Consider the following 25,595-nt stretch of genomic DNA (forward strand, 5'->3'; position numbering starts at 1 on the left):
GAAGTGCACCCCATGTCTACTACCTTTCAGCTCGACACTTCGACCAGCCGCGCCAACCCAACGCCGGCCCCCATGAAGCGCCTGACGGTGCCCAAAATCCGCCTGCGCAAGCAAGACGGCGTGACCGCAGAACCGCTTGTCATGCTCACGGCCTACACCGCGAGACAGGCGCAGTTGCTGGATGCGCATTGCGATATGTTGCTCGTCGGCGATTCGCTGGCGCAGGTCATTTACGGCTTGCCGTCGACCATTCCTGTCACGCTCGAGATGATGGCGAACCACGGCGCTGCGGTTGTCCGGGGCAGCTACCATTCCGTCGTAATCATCGACATGCCGTTCGGTTCGTACGAGGCATCGAAAGAGCAAGCGTTCGAAAGCGCTTCCTATTTGCTCAAACAGACCGGTGCAGCCGCGGTCAAACTGGAAGGCGGCGAAGCAATGGCAGAAACCGTAGAGTTCCTGAACAAACGGGGTATTCCGGTCATGGGCCATGTCGGCCTGACTCCCCAAGCGGTGAATGTCCTCGGCGGATATATGGCGCGGGGCCGCAGCGACAACGAAGCGGACAAGATCGTTGCCGATGCGAAGGCGCTGGATGATGCGGGCGCTTTTGCAGTTGTCGTCGAAGGTGTCGTCGAACCCATCGCAATCGAAGTGACCAAGGCGATTTCCTGCCCGACCATCGGAATAGGTGCCTCCGCACAATGTGACGGACAGGTGTTGGTCACAGAGGATATGCTGGGAATGTTTGATCGGGTCCCCCGCTTCGTGAAGAAATACGAAGACATTGCCGGGATGATCGAGAACACGGTCAAGACATATGCAGACGAAGTCAGGGAACGCAGCTTCCCCGGCCCGGACCAGACCTACCAACCGAAGAAATAGCCCGCTCAAAGCGGAATTTGATGGATTGCCCCCGCAGCTGACGCGGGCTAGCTGCGCACGAAATTAAAACAGGGTTCCACCATGGCCACTATCAAGCGTTATTATTCCTTCGCGCTCATCTTTACACTGATCTGTCTCGGCCTTGCTGGCTGGTATGGCTGGTCGAGCACGGGCACGCTGTCGGGCACCGCGTCTTTGCTGTGGATCGTCTTCGTACTGTCGATACTCGAGATTTCGCTCAGCTTTGACAATGCGGTGGTCAACGCGTCGGTGCTGAAGGAAATGAGTGATGTCTGGCAGAAACGGTTCCTGACATGGGGGATCGCATTCGCGGTGTTCGGAATGCGCGTCGTCTTCCCGCTCGCGATTGTGGCAATCGCCGCTGGTATCGGACCGATTGAGACGATCAACCTCTCTCTCAATCAGCCTGCGGAGTACGAACGGATTGTCAGCTCAGCACATGTGGGCATCGCCGGATTTGGCGGCGCATTTCTCGCTATGGTCGGTTTGAAATTCTTCTTCGATCTGGACAAGGACATTCACTGGATCGGCGTTGTCGAGGAAAAACTCTCTAGGTTTGCTGCCCTGCCAGCGGCAGAGATCGCTATTCTGCTTCTGGTCCTCTGGGGCATTTCAGGACTGCTCGAACCGGACGAGGCGCTGACATTCCTCATTGCCGGCATCCTTGGCCTGGTTACATTCATCGCGGTCGAGGGGATCAACGCGATCCTGGAATTGCGCGAGGAAGCAGCGCGGCTGCAAGGCGCGGTTGTGCGTAGCGGCCTAGGTGGTTTTCTCTACCTCAACGTACTCGACGCATCGTTCAGCTTTGACGGTGTCATCGGCGCGTTCGCTTTGTCGAACAACATGGTCGTGATCGCGCTCGGTCTTTCAATCGGTGCGATGTTCGTGCGTTCGATGACCATCCACCTGGTGAAGCAAGGCACGCTCGCTCAATACCGCTTCCTTGAACATGGCGCTTTCTGGGCGATCATCGTTTTGGGCGGCATCATGCTAGCCTCTGCGAAATTCCATATTCCGGAAACCATCACGGGCTTGATCGGGGCCGCGCTGATCGGTTTGTCGCTGTGGTGGTCGATCCGCCACAACCGGAACGGTGCTATTGCTAATGGCGCGGAGCAGCCAGACGCGTAGCCAGCGGAGCGGACAAGATCAGCTGGAACAAGTGATAAAGCAGGAGCGGGACGAGGATCAGTCCTGCTTCTGCCGCCGGAAACAGGACCAACGCAAGCGGTGCACCCATGGCCACGCTCTTGTGCGCACCAGCGAACATGAATGAAATCCGGTCGCCTCGCGTCAACCCGACCGTTCGTGAAGCCAGCCAGCTTCCGGCAAACGCGAACACCAGCATAACACTCAGAAGAACGATCAGTACCATCCACGCAAGCGGGTCCAACTGGTGCCAGATACCTTGTTCGACAGCGCCGGAGAAGGCGACATAGACTGCAATCGCGATTGCAAGTTTATCCAGCCACGAGATGATCGTTGGCCTCTGCATCAGGAGGGGAGCCAGACGGGTCTGGAAAATCTGCCCCAAGGCGAACGGCAGCAGCAGGATCATGAAAATCTTGGTCAGGCCGCCCAGCCCCAGCTGAACGCTGTCTCCTCCGCTTAACCAAGCAAAGATCGGCGCAGTGATGAAAATGCCCAGGATATTCAGCAGCGCGGCTGCAATAACCGAACTGGCCACGTTCCCCTCGGCCATTGATGTGTATGCAGTGGCAGACTGAACCGTCGAAGGCAGCGCCCCCAAATACAGCAGCCCAAGCGCAACGAGCGGCGGCAGATAGCCGTCGCCAATCGCGAACAGACCCCATCCTGCCAATGCCATAGCGGCAAAGCACCACAGCGTAAGCGGCAGCAGCATCTGCCAATTTGCAAGGCCCGCGATGACCTGTTTGCGCGACAGGCGAACCCCGTTGAGGAAAAACAGTAGAAAAATCGCAATGCTCGAAACCATCTGCGCCGCTTCGCGCTGGGCACCGGTGACGGGCAGGAACGTGGCAAGCACTATTGCTACGATCAGCAACCTGACCATGAGGTCGACACGGGATAGCACTGCGAACATGCATGCCCCCTGCCGCCAGCCCCGCTGCTTGTCTAGAAATATGGGTTGTTAGCGCGGTATCGCCTTGAGCTTCGCCTCAAGCACGCCGGCCAGATCATCAAACCCTTCCGCCTTGCGGTAAACAAGTGCCAGCGTCCGCGTGGTATCTGCGCTCATCGGCTGAAGCGCATAGGCGATTTCTGCGTATTCCAAAGCGAGCGCGATATCTTCATTCCGGCGGAGCGCAATCTCGGCACGAAGGGCGAGCAAACTGGGATCACGGTGCCCGCCATTGCGGATCGCGTGGTCGGCCAATGCCGCTGCCGCGTCCCATCTGCCTTCGCCACCGGCGTGCATGCTCAGCAAAACGGCTGCTTCCAGATTAGAGGGGTCGCCCCTCAGATAATCTGTCAGCACTCTGGCAGAGTCCTGCGTTTGCCCCGCGGCCTCCAGCGCTTTTATGTGCTTGCGGGTCGCAGTCCACGGCCCGCGAATTCGTGCAGCCCGCTCATAGCGCTCTATCGCCTTAGGGTAATCGTGAGCCACCAGGCTGGCATCGGCAGCCATCGTGATGGCGTCGGACGAACCGGGAAACCGGTTAAGAAAATCATCGGCGGCGGCTACGGCACCGCGCCCATTTCCGGCAGTTATTCGCGCCCTGACAAGCGCAAGCGCATCCATGCCGCTTGCCGGACCGCGCGCCTCGGCCACGCCCAGCGGTGTGGCGCTGCTCACAGCCACGAGATTGCCCGAGCGCGGTCTTGCCGCCTTATCGAGATAGCGGGCGGCATCGTCGCGGCGGTCGAGCACCTCGAGCGATCGGCCTACCAAGGTGGTCAGGTATGGGGATGCGCTAGGCAGAGCGGCTACATTTTCGAAGCGATAGACAAGCTCCTTGTCATTGCCGCCCATCGCAAGCGCTCTGGCAAACAGGCTGGATACACGCCGATTGTCAGGCTGCGCGGCGGACAACCGCTCAAGCGTTTGCGCTGCGCTGGCGAAATTACCGTTCTCAAGATCTATGATGCCTGCAAGCAATTGTCCCGCAGGTGTGTCCCGGTCTTCACGGCTGCTGCGCAAAAGCATCGACTGTGCGAGCTCGAACTTCCCTGCCCGGGCAGCAAGAACAGCCTGCAGATAGTATATCTTGCGGTAGGCTGGATCGATTTTGGCAATTTTACGAACGACGGAGAGCATCTCGCTCGCGAGGCCCAGTTCGCCCAGAGTGGCTGCATAGTCATACAACAAGCCGACATCATCCGGGTTGCGCTCCAGAGCTCTCTCAAACCACGGACCAGCTGCTGCCAGCCCCTCTGCATCACGGAGCAACTGCGCACGAAACCGTAGCGCTGCGGGATTGGCCGGATCGATTTCCACCGCGTAGATGCTGGCCTCGACCGCCTCCGCCTGCTCTCCCCCACGGTAACGCAAACGCCCGATATCGACCCACAGTTCAGGATTTTCCCGTTTGACTGCCAGGGCTTTGTCGAAAGCCTGACCTGCGGCCGGCAGGTTACCCGCCGCCATTTCCAGTTTGGCGAGCATGTGGAACCCGTGGCCCACGCTTTCATCGGTGAAGTCGCCCGGCTCCAGCCATTTGCGTGCCTCGGCCAGCTCTCCCTGCTGCAACTCAGCCTCGCCCAGATAAGCGGCGACCTCAGGACGCGGCGCTCCCGAAGCAAGCAGGTCGCGCAGTATCAGTTCAGCACCCAGTCCGTCGCCATCGGCCAGGGCCTGTTTGGCTTGCTGGATTGGCGGGTCATCTGCTTCGGGCGCGGAGCAGCCTGCCGCCGTAAAAATCATCGCGGCAGCAAAAACCAGAGATGGTAAGTTTTCACCCCTGAAGATCATACTGTTTCAGCAGATCATAAAGCGTGGGCCGGCTGATGCCGAGTATCTTTGCCGTGCTGGAAATATTGCCTTCGGTTCGCGCCAAGGCATGCCGAATAACCTTCCGATCAGCCTGTTCACGCGCGCTCTTCAGGTTGAGAACCTCAGCAGCCTCGTCGGCGTCTGCCTCAAGATCCAGATCGATTGCTGAGACCAGCTTTTCATCAGCCATGATAACCGCACGCTTGACCCGGTTCTCCAGTTCTCTGACGTTCCCCGGCCAATCCCAGCTGTCGATCGCTGCCAGCGCGTCGGGCGCAAAGCCTTTCACCTGCGGGTTCATCTCCGCAGAGAATCTGTTCAGAAATGCCTTGGCGAGCAATATGGCATCACCGGGTCTTTCAGACAGAGCCGGTATCTTGATGACGATCTCTGCGAGGCGATAGAACAGATCCTCACGAAAGCGCCCTTCACCAATCATTGCCTCCAGGTTCTGGTGCGTCGCGCACACGATCCGCGTATCAACCTCGATCGGCTTGCGTCCGCCGATCCGTTCGATTGTGCGTTCCTGCAAAAACCGAAGCAATTTCACCTGCAACGGCAATGGAATGTCGCCAACCTCGTCCAGAAACAGCGTGCCGCCATGGGCCTGTTCGATCTTGCCCTCGGTCGTTTTGACCGCCCCGGTGAAGGCGCCTTTTTCATGGCCGAACAATTCGCTTTCAAGCAAGTTTTCCGGGATCGCCGCACAATTGATCGCAACAAACGATCCCCCGCTCCGGTCGCTTGCCTCATGGAGACCCTTCGCAAGCAATTCCTTGCCGGTTCCGCTCGCGCCCAGCAGCATGACCGAGACATTGGTTTTGGCGACACGTTCGATTGTCCGTGCGACCTTCACCATTTCGGGTGCTGACGTAATCATCGCCCCCAGGACGGTCTTGTCCTCACCCACCTTATCCGCCAGGCGGCGATTTTCATTCTCGATCTTGTGCAAGTTCAATGCGCGGCGAACGATCAATCCCAGCGCTTCGATATCGACCGGCTTCTGATAGAAATCGTACGCACCGTGCTCGATCGCTTTCAGCGCGCTTTCCCTCGCCCCGTGGCCGGATGCAACAATGACCTTGGTCTCCGGTTTAAGCGCCATGATCGCGTCAAGCACTGCAAACCCTTCCGTCGTACCGTCGGGGTCCGGCGGCAATCCGAGATCAAGAGTGACAACGCCTGGTTCCTCTGCCCTCAAAGCAGCGATGGCGCTTTCACGGTCGCCCACGATCGTTACGTCGAAATCTTCGTAAGCCCATTTCAACTGGGCCTGCAGCCCCTCGTCGTCTTCGACAATCAGCAGCTTTGGAAGCGGGGGTGATTTTTCTTGCGCCATTATGCGACCTCGGCGTTTTTGAGTGAATGAGTTTCAGATAGATAACCTGCGACTGCGGATAGCGGGAATGAGGCCGTGAAACGGGTTCCAAGCCCTTCCCGCGATTCCACGTCGAGCCGGCCGCCCATCGCACGAATGATTTCGCGCGCCTCAAAGGCACCGATACCGAAACCTCCGTTCTTCGATGATACAAACGGCTTGAACAAACCGTTTCGGATGAAATCCGGGCTCATGCCGCTGCCGCTGTCGACAACTTCAATGCACCCGCGAACACCGTCGCAGTACAGATCGAGATAGACCGGAGTGTCCGTGTCGCTCGCCTCAATCGCGTTGTGCACGATATGAACAAGCGCCTGTTCGACCCCTTCCGCATCCGCCAGCACCTGGCTGTCGTCGTTGCGGATCATGGATACCGGGTGCTGCCCTTCATATTGGGCGATGATCCTTTGCGCGATGTCGAGAAGGCTGGTTGGTTCGCGTTTCTTGTCACCGCCGGCACCGTAACGGTTCAGGCGGGCCAGTAGCGTGTTGAGCTTGTCTGCGCTGTTCCGCAGAGTAACGAGCATATCGGCGCGAAATTCCGGGTTCTCTGCGTGTTTCTCGGCATTGCGCGCAAGCAGCGAGAGCTGACTGGCGAGATTCTTGATGTCGTGCATGACGAAGGCAATCCGCCGGTTGAACTCGTCGAAGCGGGCGGATTCCATCAAGGCCTGCTGACCGGATTGTTCGGCCAGATAACTTGCCAGCTGCTGACCGACCACGCCCAGCAGATCGAAATCTTCCCAATCGAGCCGTCTCGGAGCGGCAGGGCGCGCCAGGACGATGACCCCGGTCAAGCGGTCGAAATGGAGCAACGGGACAATCGCCCACACGTTCTCTTCCTCGCGAATCCACTGGGGTATCATCGCACTTTCGCCATGCTGATCTCGCCCGGCCCTCACATCATCTACGTCGAGAATGAAACCGTTCGATTCGAACAGGTCGACCAATACCTGCGGGATCGGTCCGGCGGGGACTTCGATGTCGTTCCAGTTCCAGGCGGCAGCCAGTTCGAGCGCGGCAGTCTCCCCCGGCATCAGCAACAGACCAGACGGGCTGTCCGTGATGTCCGCCATGGCCTGTATCACGCGCTCCTGCAGCGGACGCGATGCATCGTCACCCTGACTAACGGTGCGGGTAAAACGAAGCCATTCAGCACGGTAATCATAGCGGTGCTGGAACAGATGTTTGACTGCGGTCACTTTTACCCATCCGCGCAGCCGCTGCGAGGGCAACCAGAGCAAGGCAACGATGGACGCCGCGAAGGTGAAACCGACCTGCGTCAGCCGACCGATGCCGCCATCCAGCATCGCCAGCGACTGGGCAATCACCACCATCAGCAAGAGGTAACTTGCGATGATCAGCAGCGAGAGAGATTGGAAGGTGACGCTGCGCGAAGGACGGATGCGGATATCAGCAGCGCTGCGTTTCGAGCCAATTGCAAGCGGGATCGCGATACAGGCAATCAACAATCCGCGAACGGCGTCCAGTTCCGCAGGATAGTCCCTGCTGAGATAGGCGACCGTGTAGAAATTGAGTTCAAACCCCCAGAAAACCGCGAGCGCGGCTGCGCTCCACCGCAAAATCGGCCTGACGCCTTTCACCGCGCCTACATACAGATTATGCAGCAATACCAGTGCGCCCACCGCCGCCATGATCCGGAACATGCTCATGAGCTGGAACGTCAGCGCGGCAAGCTGATCGGTAATGGCAAAACGGATTGCGACCACCAGCAAAGCCAGCTGGAGCAGTTCTACGAACGCAAGCACCGCGACGACAGGACGGATCGGGCGAAGCGATTCGTGGCGCCCGTCATTCGCGAACAGGCGGTAGACGACAAACAGCCATCCCAGATTCCTTACAACCTCGGCGATGTTCGCTGGCAGACTGTCGGCCCCGATTGAGGCTATGATTACGCACCAGAGCGTCGAGAGACCAAGAGCGCCGATCACCGCCATACGGTCCGATCGGTCCCGGTCGCCGCGGGTCAGTATCCAAACCGCCGCCACGACACAGGCACCGGCACCGATCAGTCCAAAAAGGAAGCTTGCAAGGGACCACATGGCCGGCATCAACGTGCACCCTCGGGCCACAGCACGACACGCAATGTCTGAAGCATGATCAGCAGATCCAGAAACGGCGTATAGTTCTTCGCGTAATAGAGATCATATTCCAGCTTGTGCCGGGCATCCTCTATCGATGCGCCATATGGATAATTGATCTGGGCCCATCCGGTAATCCCAGGTTTAACCATATGGCGTTCTGCATAATATGGCAGTTTCTGTTCCAGATCGCCGACGAATTTGGGCACTTCGGGACGCGGGCCTACAAAGCTCATTTCGCCTTTCAAGACGCTCCAGGTCTGGGGCAATTCATCGATCCGAACTTTACGAATGAAGCGGCCCAGTCTCGTGACCCGGGGGTCATCCTTCTCCGCCCATTTCACACCGTCCTTCTCCGCATCGGTCCGCATCGAGCGCAACTTGATGACGTCGAAATGCTGTCCATATAACCCGACGCGGGGCTGACGGAAAAACGCCGGCCCTTTGCTGTCGAGTTTCACCAGCAGCGCGAACAAAGCGATGATCGGAAAGGTGATGAGCAGCAGGAGTGAGCTTGCGGTGATATCGAAAATGCGTTTCGCCGCGCTCGAAATCGCGCGCCCGGACGAGAAACCATCGGAGAAAATCAGCCAGCTCGGGTTGACTGAATCCAGGTCAACACGGCCAGTCTCGCGTTCCACGAAACTGCTGAAATCATTGATATGGACGCCCATTGTCTTCATCCGGAGAAGATCTTTGAGCGGGAGTGCATTGCGCCGTTCCTCCAGCGCCAGAACAACCTCGCTAGCGCCCAGATTTTCGACAAATCGACCCAGATCATGAACAGCAGCGCGCGGGATCGCCTCTTCGATAACCTGAGCGCCCTCGTTCATCCCGATAAATGATACTATCGCGAACCCGCAGCCTGGATCTTCTCCCAGCTTCTTGAGCCGCATCGCACGGTCACCTGCGCCCAACACCATGACGCGGCGACGGAATGCAGAATTGCCGAGAAATCCACCAATCAGAAGACGATTGGCGATCAGCAGTCCGACAGAAATGACCATCGCATATAGCAAAGTGGACCGCCAGAATGTTGATCCAGGCAACACGAAATCGATGAAAGAGAGCGCGATCACGCTCAGGCTGACTGCAACCAGCAGGCGTGCGCTGGCAAACCGCATGGAGCGAAGGGCGTCGCTTCCGTACACACCGACAGAGATCATCGCGACCCAAACGGTCACAACGAAGCCAGCCAGCGTAAACCACCGGTCGGATATCGGCCCCACCAGACTGCCGATTTGCGAGGCACGGACAAGCCACGCGATCTCAGCACTTGCGAGAAGCAAGGCGATGTCGAACAGCGCCAGCAGCATAACTGCGTTGGGAATGTAATGTTTAAACAGGCGGATCATTTGCCCCGGTCCGGTCATCCTTCAATGGATCACCCGGATAACCGGAAGTTGTGAAATGTCGGTAAACTTTACACTGGGCAAATTTTCCCCGGACCGCAGCGGACTTGAACGGTTAACTCAGTCTTATTCGTTGCCGGTAAGGTCCCTGGCCACATCCTCCGCAGCGTCGCCAGCTTTCTGCGCTGCTTCACCAACGTCATTGGCTGCGCCCGCGATGGCATCGTCTCGCGCGATTTCGGCATCACTTACCTGTGCGGACACGACAAATGCGATAACGGCCACAATTGCCAGGATTGCGAGAAGAACCCAGGTCTTGGATCCACCGCCTGACGGCTCTCTATCGCGGACAATCGTGGTTTCCGTGTGCGTATTGCCGTCAATTGTCTCTGTTCGCGTAATTCGTTCTTCGGACATGTTTTGTCTCCGTAATTATGACCGAACAACACTGGGGCTGCGTGAAAGTTTCCCACCCTGCGAAATCCGATGGTTAATCCGGGCCGAACTGAAACGGGGTAACGCCGCGCGATATCGGGTCGAATTGTAGCAATGCTCCCCGCGGGGGAAGTGAACGCTGGCGGCACGCGGGGCGGTGACAGCGCGCGCATCCCGGGCCGATTTCCTGCGCCGCATTCTGCTCAAGATCGATGCCTCGGGCCTGCGCGAGATTGGCGGCAAGCCGTGCTTCGATACCAAGTACCACGACAAAACGCGCCTCTTCGCTCGCTCCGCTACCCTCGACCGTACGGGCAACGGTGAACCAGTTCGCTGGCGCTGCATCCGAACCTTCGACCGTGACCGATTGACGGCACAATTCGCCGGCGCGTTCGAATGCCTTGTTGGCGATCCACAGCGGGCAGCTGCTTTCGCTTTCAAGGATGGTGGTCGCGCTGGCGCCGGAAAACCGCTTGGAAAACTGCCCTGCTCGGTCGATGCGCGCCATGAAGAATGGCAGACCGCGCTGGCCGACGCGTTGTAGCGTAGTCAAACGATGCGCCAATTGTTCGAAGCTGACCCCAAATCGCCGCTGCAGGACCGGCAGGTCATAATTCGTTGCATCGCAGGCGCGCAGAAAACGGGAATATGGCATCAGCAACGCGGCCGCGAAATATCCGACCAGATGACGTTCAAAAAGTCTGCGCGCCGCCTCATCAGCAAATTTGGACCCGGCCGCGATGCTGGTTATCTCCGCAGAGCGTTCCAACTGGGCAATTTGCATGGCGACCTGAAAATTCCGGGAGGCTTGAGACAGCATCTCGGATAGCTGCAACTGACGCGCATGCAGATCGAGCCTGCGCAGCGCGTCTGGCAAAACCTCCCTTGGCAAAATTCGGACTGCCAACTGGTGCTTCTCCCGCAAGCGTTCGCCAAGTGCGACCCCGATATCGCTTCGTGAGAGGCGGAGCTCATCCGACAATTCCTCTGCCATGGTATCCAGATCGGCAAAGTGATTGCGCCAACGCTCTATCTCTAGCCGCGACTGGATCAGCGGATCGTCAGCTTCCCGCGCTCCGGATCCTGCCGTGTCATACAGACGTGCAAAGGCCGCTGCCGCATGCGGTGCTGCCGCTAGGAATTCTGCAATTTCGTCGCGGTCGATGCCAAATTCGGAAAACCGTTCATCGGCAAAGCGGCGGGAAAGACCGTCGACGCCGCCGATCGCTTCGTCTTCGCGCAGGCTGCGCGGATCGAAGTCGAACTGATCCACGACCTGCACGATTACTCGTGCCGAAAGCGGCCGCTGGTTGCGTTCGATCAGATTCAGATAGCTAGCGGAGATAGACAGGCGGGCCGCCATCGCCGCCTGCGTCAGACCTTCCTTCTTCCGCAGCCGCCGCATGGCCGGCCCCGCAAACAGCGCACCTTCAGACATCTTGTAACTTTCTTTACAACGTTACACAGCCTGATGCCAAAATCACTGCCGGAAGACAAGATAGTTTGTAAGTTTTCCTGTAAATCAAGGCAAGGAATGGCAATACCAGAAGGGTAATCAAATCCCCTACGGAGAATCGCCATGACATATCAGGCCAAGATCAACGAGCTTCAATCCACCATCGCCCAGCAGGGCGCACCGTGGAACGCGATCGACGCGGAAGCAGCCGCTCGTATGCAGATCCAGAACCGGTTCAACACCGGTCTCGACATCGCGAAGTACACTGCGAAAATCATGCGCCGCGATATGGAAGCGTATGACGCTGATCCTGCGAATTACACGCAGTCGCTCGGCTGCTGGCACGGGTTTATCGGGCAGCAGAAGATGATTTCGATCAAGAAGCATTTCGGCACAACGAAACAGCGCTACCTCTACCTTTCGGGCTGGATGGTTGCTGCGCTGCGTAGCGAATTCGGCCCCCTTCCCGACCAGTCGATGCACGAGAAAACCAGTGTTCCGGCACTGATCGAGGAACTCTACACGTTCCTGAAGCAAGCTGATGCCCGCGAACTGGGCATCATGTTCCGCGATCTGGATGCTGCCCGTGAAAGCGGCGACGAAGTCGAAGCAAAGCGCATCGAAAGCGCGATCGACAATTATGAAACACATGTCGTGCCGATCATCGCCGACATCGATGCTGGGTTTGGTAACGCTGAAGCGACCTATCTTCTCGCCAAGAAGATGATCGAAGCCGGTGCATGCGCCCTGCAGATCGAAAACCAGGTTTCCGATGAAAAGCAGTGCGGCCACCAGGACGGCAAAGTCACCGTCCCGCACGAAGACTTCCACCAGAAGATCCGGGCGATCCGCTACGCGTTCCTCGAACTGGGTGTCGAAGACGGCATCATCGTCGCACGCACCGACTCGCTTGGCGCCGGCCTGACAAAACAGATCGCCGTGACCAAAGAAGAAGGCGATCTGGGCGACCAGTACAACAGCTACCTTGATTGCGAAGAAGTCGATCCGTCCAACATCAAGAACGGCGACGTATTCCTGAGCCGTGAAGGCAAGCTGCTGCGCCCCAAGCGCCTGCCATCGAACCTGTTCCAGTTCCGCGCTGGCACCGGCGAAGATCGCTGCGTCCTCGACGGCATCACCAGCCTCCAGGCAGGTGCAGACCTTCTGTGGATCGAAACCGAGAAGCCGCATATCGGCCAGATCGGCGGAATGGTGAACCGAATCCGCGAAGTGATCCCGAATGCAAAGCTGGTTTATAATAATTCGCCAAGCTTCAACTGGACGCTCAACTTCCGCCAGCAGGTGTTTGACGCATGGACAGAAGCCGGCAAGGACGTGTCAGCATACGACCGCGACAGGCTGATGAGCGTTGACTACGACAGCAGCGAGCTGGCCTTAGAGGCAGACGAGCGCATCCGCACCTTCCAGAAGGATGCGGCAGCACAGGCAGGCATCTTCCACCACCTGATCACTTTGCCAACCTACCACACGGCTGCACTGAGCACCGACAACCTCGCCAAGCGTTACTTCGGCGAAGAAGGCATGCTCGGCTACGTCAAGAACGTTCAGCGCGAAGAAATCCGCCAGGGTATCGCTTGCGTTAAGCACCAAAACATGGCTGGCTCCGACATCGGAGACGACCACAAGGAAAGCTTTGCGGGTGAAGCGGCTCTAAAAGCCGGCGGCAAGGATAACACCATGAACCAGTTCGCCGCTGCCTGACGTCGAAACAAATCGAAGGAGAAATCCAATGACAGATCCTGACACAAAACCAAAAGAGCCAGGCCGCGCTCGCGCCCTGCTCTCGACCGCAGATTTCAAACTTCTGCGCACCGCGCTTGCCAGCCATGCAAAGACCACGGACGACCGTGAAGAACTGGCCAAGATCAACGCGCTGCATCACCGGCTCGGCACTTACAGCTAACCGGTACAAACAGTCTCCTGGGGAGGAGAAACGGCCGTCGGAGTTTCCGCTCCGGCGGCCGTAAATTTGTGGCCGGTGACCACAAATTTTTGAGCCACTCTGCTGGTTCGGTAAGCTTTGCGTAACCATAACAGCGATGCAGTGGTTAACGCCTGCATGGTAAACGGGCACCATGGCGCGCAGAAAGCAACCAACATTGAATGCCAAAATGTACCGGCACTTTGCCGTCGCAACGGTGGTGATCACCGGCGCGATTGCATTGCTGGCGGACGGCGAAAAACGCGAAGCCATCGCCCGGGAAGTCGCCGAGATCGAGGTTCCCGATGTGAAGAAATCGGCTCCGGCGCTGATCATCCGGAATGATCGGGTAAGCGAAGGCGGCGGGGATATGTCGGGCTTCTATTCCGACACCAGTAGCGACACCGCGAGCACAGCCGGGATGGATTCAAGCTACATCGGCGGTAGCGGCGTACTCACTGCCGACAATATCGACAGCCAGAACGGCAGGATGCAATTGTCGCGGACCGGTTTGACCCTGGCACAGTTCAACGCCCTGTCACCCGAACAGAAACGTGTGCTGCTCGCCATGCTTAATGGCGAAACCGACCCTGCCGCAGACCGCAAACGGGCAGCGGAAGCGGCTGCGGTCGCATCCCTCGCCCGATCAGGCGGCGGCGCAGGTGCAGACTACTAAACGCACCTGATAGGCGCGCCAGCCCTGCCCTAGCCGCCGGTTTGCGGTGCCATGATATCCAGCGTTGCCGCGATCATTGCTTCGGATGCCGTTGCAATCACTTTCTCCGCATCCGGCGCCCAGAACGGGCTGTGCAAGGATGGTAATTCCATTTCGCCGGCCTGAGCCTTGGCGAAATCATCAGCCGGGACGCCGCCAACCCAGAAGATGAGCGATTCGACGTTTTCAGGATCGGCCCGGTAGAACTGGCCAAAATCCTCGCCGCCCATCACCGAAGGCACCTGCATAACGCGGTCATCGCCGAACCTTGATTTCAGGCCCGCCATTACTTCCTCGGTAAATTCGGGCGTATTGTATGTAGATGGCGTGTACGGCACCTGCACGGTCACCGTTGGCATCTTTTCGTCGGGCATTCCCGCCGCAATAGCTTCGCCCTTAACGATCCGCTTGATGCCATCCAGCAGCAATTGCCGCGACTCATCGGAATAGGACCGTACGGTCAGTTGAAGCTTGGCCTCGTCCGAAATGATGTTGTGTTTGTAACCGGCACGGAAACTGCCGACGGTCACCACTGCTGGATCAAGCGGGCTGCTTTCGCGGCTGACCAATGTCTGCAACTTCATTACGATTGCGCTGGCCAGCACAACCGGATCCTTCGTCGTGTGCGGGTAAGCGCCATGTCCGCCGATGCCGGGCACTGTGATGTCTACACTGTCGACATTGGCGAGCGCATATCCGGGCGAATATCCGATCATCCCCGCTGGGAATTGCGCCGCGTCATGAAATCCGAGCACATAATCAGGCTTGGGGAAACGTTCGTAAAGGCCGTCCTCGAGCATCGCGAGCGCGCCCTCGCCGATTTCTTCTGCCGGCTGCAGGATCATGACCAGTGTCCCCTGCCATTGATCCTTGCTTTCAGCGAGCACCTGCGCAGTGCCGATCCAGGCGGTCATATGCGTATCATGGCCGCAAGCATGCATGACGCCGGTTTCTACGCCAGATGCAGGAACGGCAGTCCGCTTCGAGGCGAACGGCAATCCGGTTTTCTCAACCAGCGGCAACCCGTCCATGTCGGCGCGGAGCATAACGACAGGCCCCTCACCATTGCGCATGACGGCGACAACGCCGGTCTTGCCAACGCCTTCGGTGACTTCGAACCCGAGATCGCGAGCGCGCTTCGCCAGCTTTGCGGCAGTTTCCACCTCCTGAAAACTCAGTTCTGGATTGGCGTGGAGATCGCGATAAAGGTCCATCAGTTCGGGCATGTCCTGCGTCACCGCATCGCGCACGTCGTTCGCCGCTGCCGGTGATCCCGCGCCTGCCAATGCTGCGACACCGCAGATAAGAGCCAGTTTAGTCCGCATCCCGAATTCCCTTTTCATTTTTCTCTCAGCCATCACACAACGCATGCCATAGCTTCGCAGTCCCGCAAAGCTCAGCATGGTTTCTCCTCACATACCGTAGCTCATCACCAGCAGAATCGAGAGAGTGAACACCATCAGCAGAACCAGCGGCAAACCAGTTCGGATGTAATCGACGAATTCATAGCTCCCCTCGGACATGATCAGCATGTTTGTCTGATATGCAATCGGGGTCGCGTAGCAAAGGTTGCAGCCGAACAGCACGGCAAGGATGAGAGGTTCTGCCGGGAGGCCCAATTGCTGCGCAATTGCAAATGCAATCGGCGTACCAACCGTTGCAGCGGTCGCATTCGATGCAAAATTGGTCAGCAAGGTTACGAACAGCATGATCGCCGCAAGAACGCCCGCAGCGGGCAGATATTGCAGGCCGGAAGACATCACCTCACCCAGCCAGGCGGCAGCGCCACTTTCCAGAATTATGCGGCCCACGGCGATACTGGCCGCCACGAGGACGATCACTTGCCCCGACAGCGCGCGGCCAACACGGTCAAATTTTACGCAGCCGGTCAGGAACATCAAAATTGCCCCGGCCAGAGCGGAAATCGCGATCGGGAACAGGCCGATCGATGCTGTGCCGACCGCACCGAACATGATGCCAGCGGAAAGCCAGGCCTTGGACCGGCGGGGAAGCTCTCGCGCGCCTTCCAGCATCAGCAAGCTGTCGGCTCGGGCAAATTCCTGCAGGTCGTGGTTCAGGCCCATCACAAGCAGAACGTCGCCTTCAGAAATTCGCAGGTCGCCGCCTTCGCTGAACTGGTCTTTTGCGCCCAGTAGACGTTCGGGGCGATGAATGCCAAGCACGGCGACACCATAGAGGTCGGCAATTCCCGAAGTGGGCAACGTGCGGGTTACGAGGCGCGAATCCGCCGTCACCGTCATTTCGACGACGACAATATCCTTGCTCACCTCGGTGGATTTGCGGCGGATACGGTCGAGCACCCAGACCGGTGCAACCTCTCCCTTGAACACCCTCATTGCGTCTTCCAACGCCTGGTGGGTGCCCGATATCTTCAGTCGTTGCTGTTGTTCAATCGGACCTGGCGGCACATCATGAAACTCAATCCCGTCTGGCAGTTTCGGAAGAATTGCCGATAATTCCTGGCCGATGAACGTGCTATCTGATCCGATCCGCAACCGGGTCTGGAACCGGCGTTCCGCATGCTGTTCCTCAACCCGGTTGTCCTTCAGCAGCCGCGGCATGACGAGCCAGATGTAGGGCAGCGCAATAGCGGAGGCGAGGAGGACGATCGGGGTAAAGTGGAACACGCCCATGCGCGGCATGCCGAGGTCCACCGCGATTGAAACGACAAGGATGTTGGTCGATGTGCCGATTGTCGTCGCCAGCCCGCCCAGCAGGGATGCCGCATTCAGAGGCATCAGGGTCTTGGAAGAAGGCAGAGCACCGCGCGCCGCGAGGGCAGCGAAAATCGGGATCAGCAAGACCAAGACGGGCGTGTTGTTGATTCCCATCGAGAGAACGAAGGCGATGAGCAGCGAAACCAGCAAGCCAAGCTGCAGATTGCGCTTGAAAACGACCTCCAGCAGGCGTGCCGCAGGGTCGAGCGCACCGGTCACCACAAGGCCCCGGCCCATCACCATCAGCGCGCAGATCGTTATCAGCGCGTAATGGCCAAATCCTGCGAAGGCGAGGACCAGGCCATCGGTCGGGTCGTTACCCGGCAGAGGGAAGAAATACAGACCAACTGCAATCACTGCGATGGTCAGAAGCGAGACGATCTCGATCGACATCCGCCCGCGCACGAATCCAACGAACATGGCAACGGTCACGATCATGGCCGCAAGCGCGTGGAATGATGGTAAAGCGGTCATCGTTAATTGGCTGAATCCCAAAGGACGCGCAGAAACACAAGCAGTTTTCTGCATCTGGCGTCATGCTGGACATGACGCCGCCACATGGTAGCCAGTGAGGGCAGCCTTTTCAGGATACAGTTTATGAAAGCCCTCGTCTTCCACGGCCCTCGCGACATCCGCTTCGAAAACTATGCTGATCCGGAATTGCGGACACCGAACAGCGCAATTCTGAAAGTCAGCAATTGCTCGATCTGCGGCTCGGACCTGCACATGTATCATGGCGCGCATATCGGGAATAAGGAATACGGGGCCGACAGTGAAACGTTTTGCACCGGTCACGAATTCATTGGCGAAGTCGTGGAAGCAGGACCGAATGTGCACGCCTTCAAAACCGGCGATAAAGTTCTGGCTGCAGGCGGGACCGGATGCGGATCATGCCCGGCATGTCTAACCGGTCGCCCGGGCAACTGCGCGGTGTCCACGGCTTTTGGTATCGGCCCGACGCTTCAAGGCGGCCAGGCAGAATACGTCTGTGTGCCAAACGCAGATGCGACGCTGATGTCCATGGATGGGCTGACCGACGAACAGGCGTTGCTGCTGACCGATGGAATGGCGACCGCCTATTTCGGCCTGACCAGAGCCGAACCGAAGCCGGGCGGAACCGTTGCCGTTGTCGGCCTAGGCCCGATTGGTTTGATGGGTGTCGAATTGGCTTTCGCCTTGGGGGCTGCCAAGGTTTTCGCAATCGACCCCGTGGAATCAAGGCGTGCGATGGCGGAGAAACTTGGTGCAATCGCCCTTGCCCCCGGTGCGGATCTCGTGCCCCGCGTACGGGACATGACCAGCGGGAAAGGGGTCGAATCGGTTTTCGAGGCATCAGGTGCCAGCGGGGCAATCGCCAGCGTGCTGCCGTTAACCGCGCGGCGCGGAAATGCCTCGTTTATCGGTATACCGGAGCCTAATGATGCGCTCCCGCTGCCCCTGATCATGTTCAAGAACATCACCGTTCGAGGCGGAATTTGCGATGTTCAAAACATGTGGCCTCATCTCGTCCCGCTGGTACAACAAGGCCGGATCACCGCGCCCGACCTGTTCAGCCACGATTTCGACCTGTCACAGGGGTCGGAAGCTTACAGCCTGTTCGACAGCCGCGACGAAGGCGTGCTGAAGATCAATATGACGGTAGGCTGAGGCGCACCAAACCGACGTTGACGTGCAATGTGATGAGCGGGTTGGGAATGGCCGGGGCCGGTCCAGCAACTGAGTTCTTTCAAGGAAGATAAAGCGGTGGTGCCCCTGGCCCGACTCGAACGGGCACTCCGTTAGGAACTCGATTTTGAGTCGAGCGCGTCTACCAATTCCACCACAGGGGCATCCCGTGTTGCAGGAAGAGGCGCTTAGCGAGCGAGCGCGGCCTCTTCAAGCGTCCTTTTTAGGCCTTCGCTTTGATCGCGCCTGCCAACAGTTTATGCAGTTTGGAATGAAGCGTATCATTCGCAGCAAGGACCTGCTTCGAATGGATCGGCTCTGAACGGCCGCGATAATCGCTGACGAACCCGCCAGCTTCACGAACCAGAAGGCAGCCGGCAGCTGTGTCCCAGTCGTTCAGGCCGCTTTCCCAAAAACCATCATATCGCCCGGCAGCAAGCCATGCCAAATCCAGCGATGCTGCACCGTAGCGGCGAATACCTGCAACCTGCGGGCCGATTGCACCGAAGATTTTGGTCCATTCGGCAAAATCGCCATGGCCTTGGAACGGCACCCCGGTGGCGATCAGCGAATCCGACAAGGAACCGCGGGCTGAAACCCGCAGCCTCGCGTCTTGCAGCCATGCACCCCGGGACTTTTCCGCCCAATAGGTGTCGTCGGTCACCGGGTTGTAAATCACCGAAGCGATCACATCACCCCAGCCCTGACCGCCCGGCTTCGGTTCCTGCGCAGCGATGGAAATCGCGAAATGCGGGATGCCGTGAAGAAAGTTGCTCGTGCCGTCGAGCGGATCGACGATCCAGCGCGGCATGTCGGGTGATCCCTCGATCACGCCGGCTTCTTCCAGAACAAAGCCCCAATCCGGGCGTGCCGCAAGAAGTTCATCGTAAAGGGTCCGCTCGGACCGCATGTCCGCCTTGGACACGAAATCGGCAGGACCCTTGCGGCTCACCTGAAGATGTTCGACTTCGCCGAAGTCACGGCGCAGGCGGTGGCCCGCCTTGCGTGCCGCGCGTTCCATTACGCGGATCAGACCTGATACTGCTGCCATGGTTCGTCAGCCAGCCTTGCCTACATAGGTGCGCTCATACGTATCTACGATGATACGGGTGCCGCTTTCGATGTGCGGGGGAACCATCACGCGAACGCCGTTGTCGAGCACTGCCGGCTTATAGCTGGAAGAGGCGGTCTGCCCCTTCACCACTGCGTCAGCTTCGACGATTTCGGCTTCGATCTGGTCAGGCAATGCAACGCTGATCGGTTTTTCTTCCCACAGCTCAAGCGTCACTTGCATACCGTCCTGCAGGAAATCCTTGGCTTCTCCCAAAAGGTCAGCTTCGAGATTGATCTGCTCGTACGTATCGCCGTCCATGAACACCAGAAGATCGCCGTCTTCGTAAAGGTACTGGAACTCCTTGGTGTCCAGACGCACTTTCTCGACTGTGTCGGCGCTGCGGAAGCGAACGTTGGTTTTGCGCCCGTCCTGCAGGTTCTTCATTTCGACCTGCATATACGCGCCACCCTTACCGGGCTGCGTGTGCTGAATCTTGGCGACTTTCCAGATGCCGCCTTCGTATTCGATAATATTGCCGGGACGAATGTCCACGCCGCTGATCTTCATGGGAGAAAGAGCCTTTTATCGGGGTCTGGTGCAGCAAGCTTGCCGCACGCGAATTACTGCGCGCCTTTAGCGGAGCAGTAAGCGGCGGGCAAGGTGGCTGGCGCTAATGGCGTTCGATGTCTATTTAAGGGCGCATCATGATCGGTTCAAAGATTTTCACTTCGTCTGGCCCTGCGCTAGCCCTCTTTGCAGCGTTCGGCCTCTTGGCTGCGCCCGCCTCGGGCGGCGAAATGCAAGGCAGGCTGGGTACACTTCCTCACGGCAGCTATGTCTGCTCGCTTCCCGGCGATGCTGGCGGGCCCGCCTGGCTTGAACTGGAAGACAAGCGTTTCACGATCGAGAATGCCTCTATCTACCGCACCGAAAACGGGTCAGGCACCTATCTTCTCACCGGCAAGCGGGTGACCTTCACCCGCGGCCCGATGAAGGGTATGAAATTTGAGCGGACGGGCAATGCCTCGCTTCGCTGGATTGACGATGATGGCAAACCAGGCCGGATCCGCTGCATTCGCAGCGCAGCAACGCGATAGGTCTATTTATCCGTGAGGATGGGATAGGGATTCACTGCGTTCGCAGGTTCCCACCATTCTGCATCCTTGGTCGTGCGCAGAATGGCAAAGTGAAGGTGCGGCGAATCAGATTCTGCATTGCCCGTGCTGCCGACACTGCCAAGCCGTTGCCCGCGGCGCACGCGTTGTCCTTCCCGCAGGCCCTGCGCATAATCCTGAAGATGGGCGTAATAATGGATCGTCAACCGGTCCTCTGATCGCACATAGATGGTCTTGCCCCCGGCAGCGGAGGCGTAAAGCTTCTCGATCGTACCGGGCGCTGCAGAAACCACGGTGGTTCCGGCAGGTGCCATTATATCCAGCGCTTCATGCAACTGCGCCCCGGCACCTTCTCGGGTGCTGAACGTGTCGGATAGATCGCTCGCCCTGATATTGAGCACCGGGATCATGAGGCCGCGCGTTTCGGATCGCTCCGGCGAACTCGCGGTGTCGCGGTCAAGCACGGCAGCTGACGGCGCGGTCTCGCTTGGCGGGACGGTGAAAGTCTCCGGGCTTCCATCCGTCGCAATTGTTGGCACCGGGCTCGGTGCAGCTTCCGCCGGGCGGGTCACATCTTTCTGACTGTCGCTATCCGACATTTCGATCAGACTGCCGCCGCCGACGATCCATACGGCTGACGTTATCGTCGCGGTGGCAACGATCGTGACAATTCTATCGAGTATATTCATGGCCATAAGCCCTTATAACAGGGTTTCAGCGCATTGCACTCAGGCTGTTTGACCAAGCTGTTTGGCAAACGCTTCGATCACGCTGGCCTCGTCCCCGTTCCACACTGCACCCGATACCGCGAGAAAATCAGCCCCGGCTTTGATCAGCGGCGCGCAGTTTTCTGGCGTGATACCGCCAATTGCGACGCTGGGTATTTCGAACAGCTCGCTCCAGAATTCGAGCAGTTCGATCTCTGCGGAATGTTCGGTCTCTTTCGTCGTGCTGGGGAAGAAGGCACCGAAAGCTACGTAATCCGCGCCCTGCTCGCCGGCTTCCATCGCAAGGTGCCTGCTGCCGTGACAAGTCACTCCGATCTGGGCATCGCGGCCCAGTTCCTCACGCGCATCTTTGGGTGAACCATCACCCTGTCCCAGATGAACACCATCAGCGCCCAGCCGTTTCGCCAGGGCGACATCGTCGTTGACGATGAATGCGACTTCATGCGCCGCGCATATCTCCTGCAGCGGGGCCGCCAGTTCGGCTGCCTCGTGCTGATCCAGCCCTTTGACCCGGAACTGGAAGGCCGTGACCGGATTGTTTTCACCCAGCACGCTAAGAGCGCGTTCCAGCCGTGCGGGAAAACCTCCCGACACGTCGAGCGGTGAGATCAGATATAGCTGCGTTGCGATGTGTTCTGCGTTAGACATGATCGCCGCTTAGAGCCTGACGCGCGATGCGCCAAGCCCGAGCTCAACCCGCAATCGAAGCGTTGTAGATTTCATCAATGGCGTTCGACAGAGTCCGGTCGAATTCCTGATCGTCCATCTGCGCCCGCAACTCTTCGAGCAATGCGCGGCTGAAGCTTGCGATCATTCCGGTGTTCTTTGCCAGTTCGCGCACAGCGTCTTCGCGCGAATAGCCGCCCGACAATGCGACAACCCGCAGCACCTTGGGGTGATCAACCAGCGGCTTGTAAATGTTGGCCTTCGAAGGAATCGTCAGCTTGAACATGACCTTCTGATCATCCCCGAGGCGGTCAAGCTGCTCAAGCGCATTTTCAAGCAAGATTTCTTCGGCTTCTGCGCGTGTATCACTACCCAGCGATGCTTCCGGCTCGAGGATTGGCATCAATCCATTTTCAAGAATCCGAAGGCCGAAATCCATTTGCTGACGGACGTTTGCAGCGATGCCTTCGGCGTTCGCCTCATGAATGACCGAGCGCATTTTGGTGCCAAACACACCGAGCTCTTTTGCACGAGCGCACATTTCGTTGAGACGCGGCATGTCCTTCATCAACTGAACGCCGTTTTCCGTGTCGTGCATTCCCGCATCAACCTTCAGAAACGGAACAATCCCGCGATTGGTCAGCTGGGTCGGGATCGGCGTGCCGTCGGCAGTCGCACCGTTCATGGTCCGCTCAAACAGGATTGCCCCAATGACTTTATCACCGGTGAAGCTGGGCGAAGTGACAATACGGCAGCGCATTTCATGGATTTTGGCAAACATTTCATCGTCGCCGGACCACTCGCTGTCTTCAACACCATAACCGCGCAGTGCCTTTGGGGTCGAACCGCCGCTCTGATCCAGAGCTGCGATAAAGCCTTTTCCTTCAGCGATCTTGGCGGTCATTTCAGCGGTGTTCATCGTATTCATCCTGCTTGCTTGCATACGAATGCATGGAGGGTTCGGCGCGCCTTTACCCATGCCCCATGCGCTTCGCAAGTTCATGCGGCGCGCAATTCACGTTTCAAACGCTGGTTTGTCCCAAAGGGAGAAAATGGCACGTGCCGGGCTGCATGCAGCAAAGCATACGCGCAAGTAGCCGAACCGCGACCAGCCAATGGCAAACAGAGATTTTGTGGACCGCAGGGTCCCGGATTATCGCACCCACGCCGCCGATACTGCTGACCTCAGGCCTTCAGCGCTGCGACTCCGGGCAGTTCCCTGCCCTCCATCCATTCGAGGAAAGCCCCGCCTGCAGTGGAGATATAGCTGAAATCGCCGGCCACCCCCGCGTGATTGAGCGCAGCGACGGTATCGCCCCCACCCGCCACCGAAATCAGCGAATCCGCCTTTGATAATGCCGCAGCGGTCTTGGCCAGCGCAACAGTTGCTTCGTCGAAAGGCTCTGTCTCGAATGCGCCCATCGGTCCGTTCCAGACCAGCGTCTTGCAGGTTTTCAGCACGTCCCCCAGCGCTTCGACAGCCTGCGGCCCCACGTCGAGAATCATCTCGTCGGCCGCGACTTCGTGCACATTGCAGGTTCGCACACTTGGGGGATTGGCAGCGAAATCCTTCGCTACAACGACATCATAGGGAAGATGTACAGTGCAACCCGCGTGATCAGCCTTGTCCATGATTGCATTTGCTGTGTCGGTGAGGTCGTGTTCGCACAGCGATTTGCCAACATCTACGCCGCGCGCAGCGAGAAACGTATTGGCCATGCCGCCGCCGATAATCAGGTGCTGGACCTTCCCCACGAGGTTTTCGAGGACTGCCAGCTTGGAGGATACCTTCGCGCCGCCAACGACCGCAGCAACCGGAGGTTCGGGCTTGTCGAGCGCCGCTTCCAGAGCGGTAAGCTCTTTTTCCATCGCCCGCCCAGCAAAGGAAGGAAGCAATTTCGCGATTCCTTCAGTGCTCGCATGAGCGCGGTGCGCCGCAGAGAACGCATCGTTGACGTAGAAATCACCATTGGCGGCGATGCCGCGGGCGAATTCTTCGTCGTTAGCCTCTTCACCGGGCCAGAAACGGGTGTTTTCCAGCAAACCGATATCCCCGTTACGCAGGATGCCGATCGACTGTTCGACGACCGGACCCTGCACTTCGGGGATGAACATGACCTCGCGGCCCAGCACATCCTCGACCGCGTCGAGCGTCATGCTGACCGACATGGTCGAGTTACGTTCACCCCTGGGCCGGCCAAAATGGGCCAGCAGCAGAACTTTCGCACCCGCATCGGCGAGCTCCAGAATCGTCGGAGCAGATGCCTGAACGCGGGTCGTGTCGGTTACCGAACCGCCGTCCATCGGGAGGTTCAGGTCGACCCGAACCAGCGCCACCTTGCCAGTGACATCACCGATAACGGTGCCGAGATCATCGAGAGTGCGAAAGTTGCTCATCATGTGCTCCTTAGAGCAAGCCAGCCATGACACCGGCGGTGTCGATCATGCGGTTGGAGAAGCCCCATTCGTTATCATACCATGAAACGACACGGCACAGCTTTCCTTCCATGACAGAAGTTTCGAGGCTGTCGATGGTCGAGCTTGCCGGATAGTGGTTGAAATCGCTGCTAACCAAAGGCTGGTCTGTGTAATCGAGCACACCCTTCATCGGACCTTCGGAAGCTGCCTTGAGCGCGGCGTTCAATTCTTCCGCAGTTGTGTCGCGGCCCGGTGTGAATACCAGATCGACGAGGCTTACATTGGGCGTTGGAACACGAACCGACGAACCATCCAGCTTGCCAGCCAGTTCCGGCAGCACCAGACCGACAGCGCGAGCAGCACCGGTGGTGGTCGGGATCATGTTCTGCGCACCGCCGCGGGCACGGCGCATATCGCTGTGCATCTGGTCGAGCATACGCTGGTCATTGGTATAGCTGTGGATCGTAGTCATGAAACCGCGTTCGATACCGACCAGGTCATTAAGGACCTTGGCAACCGGCGACAGGCAGTTGGTGGTGCAGCTGGCGTTGGAAACGATGACATCGTCCGAGGTCAGGATGTCGTGGTTGACGCCGTATACGATGGTCGCGGTAACATTCTTCGCCGGGGCGGAAATCAGGACACGCTTGGCTCCTGCCTTCAAATGCGGCTCGGCTGCCTCGTGCGACTGGAAGAAGCCGGTGCATTCAAGAACAATGTCGACGCCCATCTCAGCATGAGGAAGATTGCCCGGATCGCGTTCGGAAGTGACGGCGATTTTCTTGCCGTTTACAGTGATGCTGTCATCGCTGGCAGATACTTCGCCCGGGAAACGACCGTGCGTGGAATCGTACTGGAACAGCAGCGCATTCGCCTTTGCGTCAGCCAGATCGTTGATCGCGACCAGATCGAGATCGTGATCGTCACGCTCCAGAATTGCGCGAGCCACAAGGCGACCGATGCGCCCAAAACCGTTGATTGCAACCTTCGTCGCCATGGAAATAAC

23 protein-coding genes and 1 tRNA gene are annotated in these 25,595 nt (G+C 58.3%); 7 read left to right on the forward strand and 17 right to left on the reverse strand.

Features of this window, described 5'->3' with window-relative positions:
* Positions 1 to 12: 12 nt before the first annotated feature.
* On the forward strand, positions 13 to 885 hold the full coding sequence (gene panB / locus PO778_RS05000; RefSeq protein ID WP_271438824.1) for a 3-methyl-2-oxobutanoate hydroxymethyltransferase: 873 nt from the start codon (positions 13 to 15) through the stop codon (positions 883 to 885).
* 81 nt (positions 886 to 966) lie between these two features.
* Positions 967 to 2,040 (forward strand): DUF475 domain-containing protein, encoded by a 1,074-nt coding sequence (locus PO778_RS05005; protein ID WP_271438825.1) that lies wholly within the window; start codon positions 967 to 969, stop codon positions 2,038 to 2,040.
* Here the strand turns inward: PO778_RS05005 and PO778_RS05010 are convergent.
* The 7 genes from PO778_RS05010 to PO778_RS05040 form a co-directional block, all read right to left on the reverse strand.
* On the reverse strand, positions 2,012 to 2,974 hold the full coding sequence (locus PO778_RS05010; protein ID WP_271438826.1) for a bile acid:sodium symporter family protein: 963 nt from the start codon (positions 2,972 to 2,974) through the stop codon (positions 2,012 to 2,014). The genes PO778_RS05005 and PO778_RS05010 overlap by 29 nt on opposite strands.
* 48 nt (positions 2,975 to 3,022) lie before the next feature.
* Positions 3,023 to 4,756 carry a tetratricopeptide repeat protein gene (locus PO778_RS05015; protein WP_271438827.1) on the reverse strand — a complete coding sequence of 578 codons (1,734 nt, stop codon included), beginning with the start codon at positions 4,754 to 4,756 and terminating at the stop codon, positions 3,023 to 3,025.
* Positions 4,757 to 4,787: 31 nt separating this feature from the next.
* Positions 4,788 to 6,164 (reverse strand): PEP-CTERM-box response regulator transcription factor, encoded by a 1,377-nt coding sequence (prsR, locus tag PO778_RS05020; RefSeq protein ID WP_271438828.1) that lies wholly within the window; start codon positions 6,162 to 6,164, stop codon positions 4,788 to 4,790.
* Positions 6,164 to 8,266 carry an XrtA/PEP-CTERM system histidine kinase PrsK gene (gene prsK / locus PO778_RS05025; protein ID WP_271438829.1) on the reverse strand — a complete coding sequence of 701 codons (2,103 nt, stop codon included), beginning with the start codon at positions 8,264 to 8,266 and terminating at the stop codon, positions 6,164 to 6,166. Before prsK ends, prsR begins: the two co-directional genes overlap by 1 nt.
* A gap of 8 nt (positions 8,267 to 8,274) precedes the next feature.
* The gene (locus PO778_RS05030) at positions 8,275 to 9,660 is read right to left on the reverse strand and encodes a TIGR03013 family XrtA/PEP-CTERM system glycosyltransferase (protein ID WP_271439345.1); all 1,386 of its coding nucleotides are present in this window, start codon (positions 9,658 to 9,660) and stop codon (positions 8,275 to 8,277) included.
* 123 nt (positions 9,661 to 9,783) lie between these two features.
* Complete coding sequence (locus PO778_RS05035) at positions 9,784 to 10,074, reverse strand: hypothetical protein (RefSeq protein ID WP_271438830.1); 291 nt, start codon at positions 10,072 to 10,074, stop codon at positions 9,784 to 9,786.
* Positions 10,075 to 10,147: 73 nt separating this feature from the next.
* Positions 10,148 to 11,530 carry a helix-turn-helix domain-containing protein gene (locus PO778_RS05040; RefSeq protein WP_271438831.1) on the reverse strand — a complete coding sequence of 461 codons (1,383 nt, stop codon included), beginning with the start codon at positions 11,528 to 11,530 and terminating at the stop codon, positions 10,148 to 10,150.
* 141 nt (positions 11,531 to 11,671) lie between these two features.
* Between PO778_RS05040 and PO778_RS05045 the strand changes: the two genes are divergently transcribed.
* The 3 genes from PO778_RS05045 to PO778_RS05055 all read left to right on the forward strand — a co-directional run bounded on the left by PO778_RS05045 (position 11,672) and on the right by PO778_RS05055 (position 14,166).
* Entirely contained in the window at positions 11,672 to 13,270 is a 1,599-nt protein-coding gene (locus PO778_RS05045) for an isocitrate lyase (protein WP_271438832.1), read from the forward strand.
* A gap of 28 nt (positions 13,271 to 13,298) precedes the next feature.
* Complete coding sequence (locus PO778_RS05050; protein ID WP_202391593.1) at positions 13,299 to 13,472, forward strand: hypothetical protein; 174 nt, start codon at positions 13,299 to 13,301, stop codon at positions 13,470 to 13,472.
* 208 nt (positions 13,473 to 13,680) lie between these two features.
* Positions 13,681 to 14,166 (forward strand): hypothetical protein, encoded by a 486-nt coding sequence (locus tag PO778_RS05055; protein WP_271438833.1) that lies wholly within the window; start codon positions 13,681 to 13,683, stop codon positions 14,164 to 14,166.
* 29 nt (positions 14,167 to 14,195) lie between these two features.
* On the opposite strand, the gene PO778_RS05060 is transcribed toward PO778_RS05055, so the two are convergent.
* Positions 14,196 to 15,530: an amidohydrolase gene (locus tag PO778_RS05060; protein ID WP_271439346.1), complete on the reverse strand. Its 1,335-nt coding sequence runs from the start codon at positions 15,528 to 15,530 to the stop codon at positions 14,196 to 14,198.
* 87 nt (positions 15,531 to 15,617) lie between these two features.
* Positions 15,618 to 17,417 (reverse strand): SLC13 family permease, encoded by a 1,800-nt coding sequence (locus tag PO778_RS05065; RefSeq protein WP_160729977.1) that lies wholly within the window; start codon positions 17,415 to 17,417, stop codon positions 15,618 to 15,620.
* A gap of 123 nt (positions 17,418 to 17,540) precedes the next feature.
* On the opposite strand from PO778_RS05065, the gene PO778_RS05070 reads away from it, so the two are divergent.
* Complete coding sequence (locus tag PO778_RS05070; RefSeq protein WP_271438834.1) at positions 17,541 to 18,590, forward strand: zinc-binding dehydrogenase; 1,050 nt, start codon at positions 17,541 to 17,543, stop codon at positions 18,588 to 18,590.
* Positions 18,591 to 18,687: 97 nt separating this feature from the next.
* Here PO778_RS05070 and PO778_RS05075 read toward each other — a convergent pair.
* The 3 genes from PO778_RS05075 to efp form a co-directional block, all read right to left on the reverse strand.
* Positions 18,688 to 18,772, reverse strand: a tRNA-Leu gene (locus tag PO778_RS05075).
* A 59-nt stretch (positions 18,773 to 18,831) separates the two neighbouring features.
* Positions 18,832 to 19,659: an inositol monophosphatase family protein gene (locus PO778_RS05080; RefSeq protein ID WP_160729979.1), complete on the reverse strand. Its 828-nt coding sequence runs from the start codon at positions 19,657 to 19,659 to the stop codon at positions 18,832 to 18,834.
* Positions 19,660 to 19,665: 6 nt separating this feature from the next.
* On the reverse strand, positions 19,666 to 20,229 hold the full coding sequence (gene efp, locus PO778_RS05085) for an elongation factor P (RefSeq protein WP_160729980.1): 564 nt from the start codon (positions 20,227 to 20,229) through the stop codon (positions 19,666 to 19,668).
* Between the two features lie 137 nt (positions 20,230 to 20,366).
* On the opposite strand from efp, the gene PO778_RS05090 reads away from it, so the two are divergent.
* Complete coding sequence (locus PO778_RS05090) at positions 20,367 to 20,759, forward strand: elongation factor P (RefSeq protein WP_271438835.1); 393 nt, start codon at positions 20,367 to 20,369, stop codon at positions 20,757 to 20,759.
* 2 nt (positions 20,760 to 20,761) lie between these two features.
* On the opposite strand, the gene PO778_RS05095 is transcribed toward PO778_RS05090, so the two are convergent.
* From PO778_RS05095 to gap, 5 genes are all read right to left on the reverse strand, one after another.
* Positions 20,762 to 21,466, reverse strand: coding sequence for a M23 family metallopeptidase (locus PO778_RS05095; protein ID WP_160729982.1), 705 nt, complete (start codon positions 21,464 to 21,466; stop codon positions 20,762 to 20,764).
* 39 nt (positions 21,467 to 21,505) lie between these two features.
* A complete protein-coding gene (gene thiE / locus PO778_RS05100) occupies positions 21,506 to 22,153 on the reverse strand; it encodes a thiamine phosphate synthase (RefSeq protein ID WP_160729983.1) in 648 nt (215 codons plus the stop codon).
* Positions 22,154 to 22,196: 43 nt separating this feature from the next.
* Entirely contained in the window at positions 22,197 to 23,090 is an 894-nt protein-coding gene (locus tag PO778_RS05105) for a fructose bisphosphate aldolase (RefSeq protein ID WP_271438836.1), read from the reverse strand.
* Positions 23,091 to 23,356: 266 nt separating this feature from the next.
* On the reverse strand, positions 23,357 to 24,568 hold the full coding sequence (locus tag PO778_RS05110; RefSeq protein ID WP_271438837.1) for a phosphoglycerate kinase: 1,212 nt from the start codon (positions 24,566 to 24,568) through the stop codon (positions 23,357 to 23,359).
* A 10-nt stretch (positions 24,569 to 24,578) separates the two neighbouring features.
* Positions 24,579 to 25,586, reverse strand: coding sequence for a type I glyceraldehyde-3-phosphate dehydrogenase (gene gap, locus PO778_RS05115; protein WP_271438838.1), 1,008 nt, complete (start codon positions 25,584 to 25,586; stop codon positions 24,579 to 24,581).
* Positions 25,587 to 25,595 lie beyond the last annotated feature (9 nt).

Origin of the sequence: Pontixanthobacter luteolus (assembly GCF_947494915.1) — a bacterium.
GTDB classification, from domain to species: domain Bacteria; phylum Pseudomonadota; class Alphaproteobacteria; order Sphingomonadales; family Sphingomonadaceae; genus Pontixanthobacter; species Pontixanthobacter luteolus.

What these genes read in the sequence shown, in the direction of transcription:
- gap (WP_271438838.1), bottom strand. Translation starts at nt 25,586, where the DNA reads ATGGCGACGAAGGTTGCAATCAACGGTTTTGGGCGCATCGGTCGCCTT.
- PO778_RS05015 (WP_271438827.1), bottom strand. Translation starts at nt 4,756, where the DNA reads ATGATTTTTACGGCGGCAGGCTGCTCCGCGCCCGAAGCAGATGACCCG.
- PO778_RS05055 (WP_271438833.1), top strand. Translation starts at nt 13,681, where the DNA reads ATGTACCGGCACTTTGCCGTCGCAACGGTGGTGATCACCGGCGCGATT.
- PO778_RS05090 (WP_271438835.1), top strand. Translation starts at nt 20,367, where the DNA reads ATGATCGGTTCAAAGATTTTCACTTCGTCTGGCCCTGCGCTAGCCCTC.
- PO778_RS05080 (WP_160729979.1), bottom strand. Translation starts at nt 19,659, where the DNA reads ATGGCAGCAGTATCAGGTCTGATCCGCGTAATGGAACGCGCGGCACGC.
- prsK (WP_271438829.1), bottom strand. Translation starts at nt 8,266, where the DNA reads ATGTGGTCCCTTGCAAGCTTCCTTTTTGGACTGATCGGTGCCGGTGCC.
- PO778_RS05035 (WP_271438830.1), bottom strand. Translation starts at nt 10,074, where the DNA reads ATGTCCGAAGAACGAATTACGCGAACAGAGACAATTGACGGCAATACG.
- efp (WP_160729980.1), bottom strand. Translation starts at nt 20,229, where the DNA reads ATGAAGATCAGCGGCGTGGACATTCGTCCCGGCAATATTATCGAATAC.
- PO778_RS05050 (WP_202391593.1), top strand. Translation starts at nt 13,299, where the DNA reads ATGACAGATCCTGACACAAAACCAAAAGAGCCAGGCCGCGCTCGCGCC.
- PO778_RS05095 (WP_160729982.1), bottom strand. Translation starts at nt 21,466, where the DNA reads ATGAATATACTCGATAGAATTGTCACGATCGTTGCCACCGCGACGATA.
- PO778_RS05065 (WP_160729977.1), bottom strand. Translation starts at nt 17,417, where the DNA reads ATGACCGCTTTACCATCATTCCACGCGCTTGCGGCCATGATCGTGACC.
- PO778_RS05070 (WP_271438834.1), top strand. Translation starts at nt 17,541, where the DNA reads ATGAAAGCCCTCGTCTTCCACGGCCCTCGCGACATCCGCTTCGAAAAC.
- thiE (WP_160729983.1), bottom strand. Translation starts at nt 22,153, where the DNA reads ATGTCTAACGCAGAACACATCGCAACGCAGCTATATCTGATCTCACCG.
- panB (WP_271438824.1), top strand. Translation starts at nt 13, where the DNA reads ATGTCTACTACCTTTCAGCTCGACACTTCGACCAGCCGCGCCAACCCA.
- PO778_RS05010 (WP_271438826.1), bottom strand. Translation starts at nt 2,974, where the DNA reads ATGTTCGCAGTGCTATCCCGTGTCGACCTCATGGTCAGGTTGCTGATC.
- PO778_RS05005 (WP_271438825.1), top strand. Translation starts at nt 967, where the DNA reads ATGGCCACTATCAAGCGTTATTATTCCTTCGCGCTCATCTTTACACTG.
- PO778_RS05030 (WP_271439345.1), bottom strand. Translation starts at nt 9,660, where the DNA reads ATGATCCGCCTGTTTAAACATTACATTCCCAACGCAGTTATGCTGCTG.
- PO778_RS05040 (WP_271438831.1), bottom strand. Translation starts at nt 11,530, where the DNA reads ATGTCTGAAGGTGCGCTGTTTGCGGGGCCGGCCATGCGGCGGCTGCGG.
- PO778_RS05110 (WP_271438837.1), bottom strand. Translation starts at nt 24,568, where the DNA reads ATGAGCAACTTTCGCACTCTCGATGATCTCGGCACCGTTATCGGTGAT.
- prsR (WP_271438828.1), bottom strand. Translation starts at nt 6,164, where the DNA reads ATGGCGCAAGAAAAATCACCCCCGCTTCCAAAGCTGCTGATTGTCGAA.
- PO778_RS05045 (WP_271438832.1), top strand. Translation starts at nt 11,672, where the DNA reads ATGACATATCAGGCCAAGATCAACGAGCTTCAATCCACCATCGCCCAG.
- PO778_RS05060 (WP_271439346.1), bottom strand. Translation starts at nt 15,530, where the DNA reads ATGCGGACTAAACTGGCTCTTATCTGCGGTGTCGCAGCATTGGCAGGC.
- PO778_RS05105 (WP_271438836.1), bottom strand. Translation starts at nt 23,090, where the DNA reads ATGAACACCGCTGAAATGACCGCCAAGATCGCTGAAGGAAAAGGCTTT.